The sequence below is a fragment of the Chryseobacterium luquanense genome, from assembly GCF_026460945.1.
Lineage (GTDB): Bacteria > Bacteroidota > Bacteroidia > Flavobacteriales > Weeksellaceae > Chryseobacterium > Chryseobacterium luquanense.
Map to the genome: position 1 here is coordinate 21,849 of NZ_JAOVZV010000030.1, position 6,873 is coordinate 28,721.

Annotated in this window: 5 protein-coding genes; 4 read left to right on the plus strand and 1 reads right to left on the minus strand. The window is 34.8% G+C overall.

The window, feature by feature from the left end:
* The 4 genes from OEA66_RS20030 (at nt 1) to OEA66_RS20045 (ending at nt 5,573) form a co-directional block, all read left to right on the plus strand.
* Nucleotides 1–1,491, plus strand: coding sequence for a ferritin-like domain-containing protein (locus OEA66_RS20030; protein WP_267283080.1), 1,491 nt, complete (start codon nt 1–3; stop codon nt 1,489–1,491).
* A gap of 15 nt (nt 1,492–1,506) precedes the next feature.
* Nucleotides 1,507–3,054 carry a peroxidase, FMP-type gene (locus tag OEA66_RS20035; protein WP_267283081.1) on the plus strand — a complete coding sequence of 516 codons (1,548 nt, stop codon included), beginning with the start codon at nt 1,507–1,509 and terminating at the stop codon, nt 3,052–3,054.
* A gap of 80 nt (nt 3,055–3,134) precedes the next feature.
* Nucleotides 3,135–3,941 carry a hypothetical protein gene (locus OEA66_RS20040; RefSeq protein ID WP_267283082.1) on the plus strand — a complete coding sequence of 269 codons (807 nt, stop codon included), beginning with the start codon at nt 3,135–3,137 and terminating at the stop codon, nt 3,939–3,941.
* A 171-nt stretch (nt 3,942–4,112) separates the two neighbouring features.
* A complete protein-coding gene (locus OEA66_RS20045) occupies nt 4,113–5,573 on the plus strand; it encodes a hypothetical protein (protein WP_267283083.1) in 1,461 nt (486 codons plus the stop codon).
* A gap of 728 nt (nt 5,574–6,301) precedes the next feature.
* Here OEA66_RS20045 and OEA66_RS20050 read toward each other — a convergent pair.
* Nucleotides 6,302–6,873, minus strand: a 572-nt coding sequence (locus OEA66_RS20050) for a T9SS type A sorting domain-containing protein (protein WP_267283084.1), incomplete at its 5' end; no start/stop codon positions are given.

Sequence of the window (6,873 nt, forward strand, 5' to 3'; positions counted from 1 at the left end):
ATGAGACAAAGACTTATCAATAAAACAGAACCTCAGGAAAGTAACAACCTTTTAAGAAGTTCTTTAGCTAAAAATACAATTGTTGCAGAAGCAATTTCATTACAATCATTATTATTTGATTCTAAAATCAGTAAAGAAGACTGGATTGAAGGATTAAAATATCACAGCAAAACGCTGACAAATTTATTATTAAACAATCAGATTGATGAGTTTAATGAATATTTAAGTTCACAATTTAATTCAGAAATTTCTACATTAACTCCAACTGCAGAACTTTCAAGAACGCAGGGTTCTAAGGTTAAAAATGGATTGGCAAATTTGGATTGCAGACCTATTTTACAGGATCTTTTGCAGACTGCAATTTTGATCGAGCATTCTACAATTCCACCCTATCTTACAGCTTTATATTCCATTAAAGACGGAACCAATATTTTAGCTTCACAAATTATAAGAAGTGTTGCTGTAGAAGAAATGCTTCACATGATCATGGTTTGCAACGTAATGAATGCAGTAAGCATTCAGCCATCCGTAAACAGACCTCAGAATTATCCGAGCTATCCAATGAAATTGCCAATGAATGTTGATTTCTACGTTGGTTTAGAGACATTTTCATCAAACAGTATCGCTACTTTTATCGCTATTGAAAGTCCGAGCAATCCTTTGGTAAAAGCTCCGAAATTCACTCCTGAAGTTGAAACTTCTACTTTACTTTCAAGAAGTGCGGTGCAGGAAAATAATTTCTGGACATTAGAAAATATGAAAGATTTTATGATGCAGAATGTTCATACAATTGGTGAATATTACGATGTATTATTCTTTTATATTGTTGTTTTCCAAATTACTGCTTATTTTAAAGAATACGGAACGCTTCCACAAAATTTTGAAGAATTAAATAAAGGCGGAATTTTCACAGGAGATCCGGCAAAGCAGATCCGTCCAGAACAGTATTACGGAAGCGGCGGAAAACTGCATCCGGTCGATGGTTTGGAAGGTGTAATTCTGGTTTTTCAGGAAATCAAAGGACAAGGTGAAGGTGCAGATGATTCTATTTTTGATGTGGATCCCTCGCAGTTTGAAGAAGGCGCAGAACTGGCTCATTATTTCAGGTTTAAAGAAGTTTTCCATGAGCATTTTTATGTCGGTGGAGATTACAGACCTTTCACCGACGAAAACGGAATGATGCCTGTCACCACTCCACCTGTCGGAAAACCACTTCCCGTAGACTGGAGCGCAGCTTATCCTATGAAACCAAATCCTAAAATTGCAGATTACCAATCGAATCCTGCATTATTAGCACAGGGAAAAGCTTTTAATTATACCTATAAAAAATTATTGGACGCAATTCAGGCAGCCGTGGAAGGAAACGCGGAAGAATTGCCAAAATCTGTGATGTATATGTATGCATTGAAAGAACAGGCCATTGGATTAATGAGCCAACCACTGAATTCTCAATATAATGCAGGACCAACTTTCGAATATCCTTCAAACTAATAAACTTAATATACCATGTTAAAAAGAAAAAAAGAGATCATTCAGGATCTTAACGCAAGATTATTAAAAGCTTCACCAGAAGAACAGAAAGGCTATTTAGCACAATTAATGGATGGCTATTCAAAACTATTAATTGACGATCCTGTAAGACCTTTCAGAGAAGAAAATCTGAACGAAATAGCCAACAATGTTGATTATGGTGTTTTAGCTGCATTGGATGGAACCTGGGTAAGCTATAATGCGAATTACAATAAAAACATTGACAAGCCATCTTTGGGAAGCGGAATCCACACAACGATAATGCCTTCTCCAGGAACTAATCAAAATACAATTCCGGGAAAATTCAGTTTTGATACTGAAGAATATATTGAAAAATTAACATTCGAAATCGTTCCCGGCGGTGTTCGTAACCGTGGCGGTGCGACAGAATTATTCTGTGGTGCTGTAAAATATGATCAAACCATTAAAAGCGTAAATAAAGTAGAAGGACAATCAGAATTACAATACGCAGGAATTCACGAAGAAAACGGAATGTATCTTTGGTTAAGTGATGTCTACAATTATGCTGCGACTGAAGAAACCATTAAAAAAGATCGTGGAATTCATGCTTTTTCTCAGGAAGACTATCAAAATTATGGATACAAAGGAGAATACAGAAACGAACCATTAGTTGAAGTAAAAGACGAAAACGGTAATTCTTCATATATTCTTTTAAGCCAGTTAAAAGAAGGACAGCAATATTATGAAATCATTCCGGCGCAGGAAATAAAGCCAATGGATGGAATTACTGGTCCTTATTTTATTCCTGATTATTCTATTTCAAGAAGCGGGGTTATTCCTCACGGAAGTACAGTTACTTTATTGGGAGATATCGCACCGAGCGGTTCAAATTATTTAATTAACGGTGCTCCGCAATTTCCTTACGGAAATGCAACTTGGGACCCTCCTCACCTTGCTATTTCACCAACAATGGGAGGTGCAGGAGCAAGTGTTACAAATCCGATCAACCTTGATGAGCCAGCTCCGGCTTGGGTTCATGAAACTTTAACAGATCAAAACGATCCTGGTTCAAACAAAATTTACACCCAAAGAATCCTTGCAGATGAGCTATATCCTTATTGTGTAAGACCGGATATGCGATTAAGAGATGCATTAAGCGGACAGAATGTTGCCAATTATGTTCTTATTCAGATGTCATCAAAAATGAAAACCGGAGCACAGGGAGGAATTTTAAATGTTCCTTTTGTTAATCGTTTTGTTCCGACTGTGGAAATAGATTTCCGTTTATGGATTGAAACAGTGATTGAAGATGGAAAAGAAATTCTTCAGTTACAATATGAACAGATCATTTTCTTTGAATTTGATTTCGGAAACGATGGCGGTACAACAAGCTGGCCTCACATTCAGGTAAATACACTTCGTAAAATTGAAGATATTCCTGCAGATCAGAGAAAAATCATTGAAGAACAGTTTTTTAATGCTCCTTCCGGAATGAGCATGACAGTGCCTGCTTCAATTGAAAGTGTAAATCCACCTTCAGGATGCCCTTATCACAAAGCCTAAAATTTAATTAAACAAAATAATTCTACAGTGTCTTATGATGCCGTAGAATTATATTTTTCAAAAACCAAAAACTAAAAACCATGAGTAATCAATTACCGCCGATTCCGGAAGGATTTGGCTTACCGTTCTATTATGCAACATTATTTAATATTGAAGTTGCATTTCTTGTTGAAAAAGAAAGAGTTGTAAAATATCTTGAAAAAACAGGATTAATCGCCGCAGATTTTGATGGGAAAGCTTTAGTAAGCTTTAATTTTCAAAATTATACCGGGCAATTTCCAAACGGAGCAAGTACAACACAGGAAATCGAATTAAATATCGTTTCCTACCCTGAATCTCAAAAAGATACTGTAGCTTTTGTAACGGCCGAACAATATTTGCGTGGAGAAGAACAGACCAAATTAATGGGGCACAAAAGAGTTCACGTTCCCTGCGATGCAGATATGGCTATAAAAGCGGGAATCGAATTGTTTGGGGAACCAAAATTTAAAACAACTTTTACCACAAATCTTCCATCATTAAATGTTCCCGGACAAAATACATGGACGGTAACCTGCAATGATCCTGATAACAGTAACGAAACTATTTTCACTTGTGAAGCTGATGTTACGGATCTTATTCCTGAAATATCTGCCTTCTCTCCTATTACGGAATACGGAAAATTTGACGATAAATTAATTGGCTGCCGATGGAATATTTTACAGCCTACAAAACTTCATTTTTTAAATTCAGAAGAAAGTAAAAAACGTGTGACGATGAAGTATGGAAATTCTATACATCAAATGAGAGAAGACATGGAAATTTTGATTGGCGATACTCCTGCTTTTGCTGTTCGCACCAGCATGTCTGCACCAGCAGCGATACAGACAAGATCATATTATATTTAATTCAAATCAATCTATAAAAAATTGTAATGACATTGTTCAACGCATCAACAAAAGTTGGTTATAAGATTTACGTACTTAAATTATTATAGTGATTCAACAATCAAAAATTTAAATTGATACCGAGAAATATATTATTACATTTTCTATTTTAACTAAAAACCAATAACAATTATGAACACCAAAACAACGAGAGCAATCTGTTGCTCTATGCTATTATTTCTGGCTGCAGTTGGCTGTAAAGAGAATGAAAAACTTTCTGATCCTCAATTACTTTTTGCCACTCAAAAACTTTTTTCGAACGATAATGATCGTTTTCCGGATTACAATACCTTCTATAAAGTTCCTGATGGCTTTTCAGGGAAAACTTTTGAACTCAGCCAAGATTATCCGCAGACTTATGATGGTTCTAACGTTAAATATCCATGGCAAGAAATCAATTTTACAGATAAAAATAAATATGAGGATTATATGAATACTGTCTTGAAATATTGTCTTGAAGAAAATGTAGATAATGATTTCAAAGTCCAAAAAAATACAAGCAGAAAATGGTATCACGCTCCGTGGATGCATAATGATGATCAGTATATTATCAATACAAACAAGGATTCACTGTACGTTGGTGCAGGAAGAGAAGCATTGAGAGGACTTACTCAGGAAATCACTTCCAAGCCAGGTCAATTACACGATTTACAAACACATCCTTCACAAACCTGGGCAGTTTCATTCTACAACGAGCCTGGTGGATACACTTTTGGAAAAGTATGGAAAGAGAAAACTCCAAACATCGATGCGTCTGATTTTCCGGAAGGAACAGTTTGTTTTAAACTCATTTTTACCGATGCTCCCGTTGAGGAAGTACCCTTTTTGAAAGGAAGTTTGGAATGGGATGCACACATTTATGATAATACGGTAAAGAAAAATATCACAGGTAAATTAATAAAAAAGGTAAGATTGATTCAGGTAGACATAGCGGTAAAAGATTCCAGAGCCAAAGATACGCAATGGGCTTTTGGAACCTTTATTTATAATAACGCAAAAAAAGGAGAAAAATGGTACGAAAAGCTTGAACCGGTGGGAATTGGCTGGGATAATGATGTAGATGAACTGGATGATATCAACAAGTTTCCAAACAACTTTATAAATAATAAGCTCAAAGAAAATATTGTCAATCCTTCATTAATAAAAAATGAAAAATCAGTAAACCACCCGGATCAAGCATACGTTACACACCTTGGTATCGGAGGCAGGATGAACGGTCCTGTTGATAATCAAAGAGCATCATGTATATCTTGCCACAGTCGTGCAGCACTAAATTCCAATTATGACGCTTTGGATCTTGCAGATTTCTCAAACAATGCTTACAACGCAACTATGTTTAAAGAATTTTTCCAAAATGTGAAAGGTGGAGTTCAAACCATTAATTACAATGGTAAAGATTATAAAACTTCTGATTTCTCATTCCAGATTTCTATGGGGATAAGAAATTACCAGAATCACCTGAGAATTTTAAAACAGATTCCAAATTCAAAACTTCAGGCAAGAAAAGTTCAGTTTGATGATGTTATAACTGCTTCAGAAGCAACTGAACAGCTTCCGATTATAACTAGAGGCGGAATTATAGAAGCCGAATAGAATTTAAATTAGAGATTAAAACGCTTTAATAATAATTAAGGATAGTCATTTTCAGATGACTATCCTTTTTTTAATTTAAGATTTTTGTATAAATATTTATAAAAGTTCCTAAAATAATTCTCAATTCTCATCACAGAATATAATTTGTATTTAGGCGTACAAACTAAACCGTCATAAAACCTAAGTTTGTATAAAAAATTCCTAAGAAAAAATGCATAGAATCAGTAAGGAACATTTTAAAATCATGATTTATTCTCGTATACAAAAGCAGTGGCAGAGATGTTGATAAAGAAGCTCGAAGATTATATAGGCTGGTGGAAAAGACATAATTATAAGGTGCTAATAAAACTCATTTAAAATAAAAAAATGATACAACCAGCGCCAAAGTTGATTTTTTCAAAAAGCGCTCAAAAAAGCTTCAAAAATTTTTCTGAACGCATCAGCAAAAGAACTTCCTGACCGAATTTATTTACTGCTAGAAAATATTAAAGGCAACCTCAATGTAAATACACTTCATGTGTCCATAAACAGCAGGCATTCAAGATTTTTTAAAACCAATTCATGCAACTGGCTGGTAAAATTCTAAACTACTTTATCAAATTAAATCCATAACGTTAAAACTTTTTGTCATTTCAATTTTTAAGATCTAAGTTAAAAATAAAAAGCCAGCAGCAATAAATTGCTGCTGGCTAATAAATAAGTTATTAAATTGATTATAACAAAGTACTCTATCTTTTTATAAACTTAAATGTTTTAACATCATCTTGAGTAAATACTTGAAGCAAGTAAACTCCCTGAACTAATGAATGAACATTAATGCTTCTTTCATCCTTAGTTAATGTTTTCTCGGTAACTTTTCTACCGTCAGCTGAATAAATCGCAAATTTTACAATTTTCTCCTCTCCACTTATGCTAAGGATATCCATTACCGGATTAGGATAAATCTGTAAGTCTGCTTTTGGATTTGTAGCATTACCTACACTTAAACTAGCATTGTAAGCAAGAACAGCCAATGAAGCTGTAGACTCACAAACTCCCACTGTTTGAGTTGCATAATAAGTTGTGTTATTTACAATCACTGTGGTTATTGGTAAGCTTCCTGTATGGTTTGCTGCGTCCGTAGCGGAAGCATACCATTTGATATTTTGTCCAACTACAACTAAAGCACTCAAAGTATTTCCTAAATTAAAACTTTGTGCTGCTGATCCAGTAGGAGCTGCTACTGCACTTGATTGAGTTACTGTAGCACCCACCGTTCCTGTACATCCATTTGCATCGGTAATGGTTACCGTATATGTTC

Coding starts and splice junctions, on each gene's coding strand:
- OEA66_RS20045 (WP_267283083.1), top strand. CDS start 4,113: ATGAACACCAAAACAACGAGAGCAATCTGTTGCTCTATGCTATTATTT.
- OEA66_RS20040 (WP_267283082.1), top strand. CDS start 3,135: ATGAGTAATCAATTACCGCCGATTCCGGAAGGATTTGGCTTACCGTTC.
- OEA66_RS20030 (WP_267283080.1), top strand. CDS start 1: ATGAGACAAAGACTTATCAATAAAACAGAACCTCAGGAAAGTAACAAC.
- OEA66_RS20035 (WP_267283081.1), top strand. CDS start 1,507: ATGTTAAAAAGAAAAAAAGAGATCATTCAGGATCTTAACGCAAGATTA.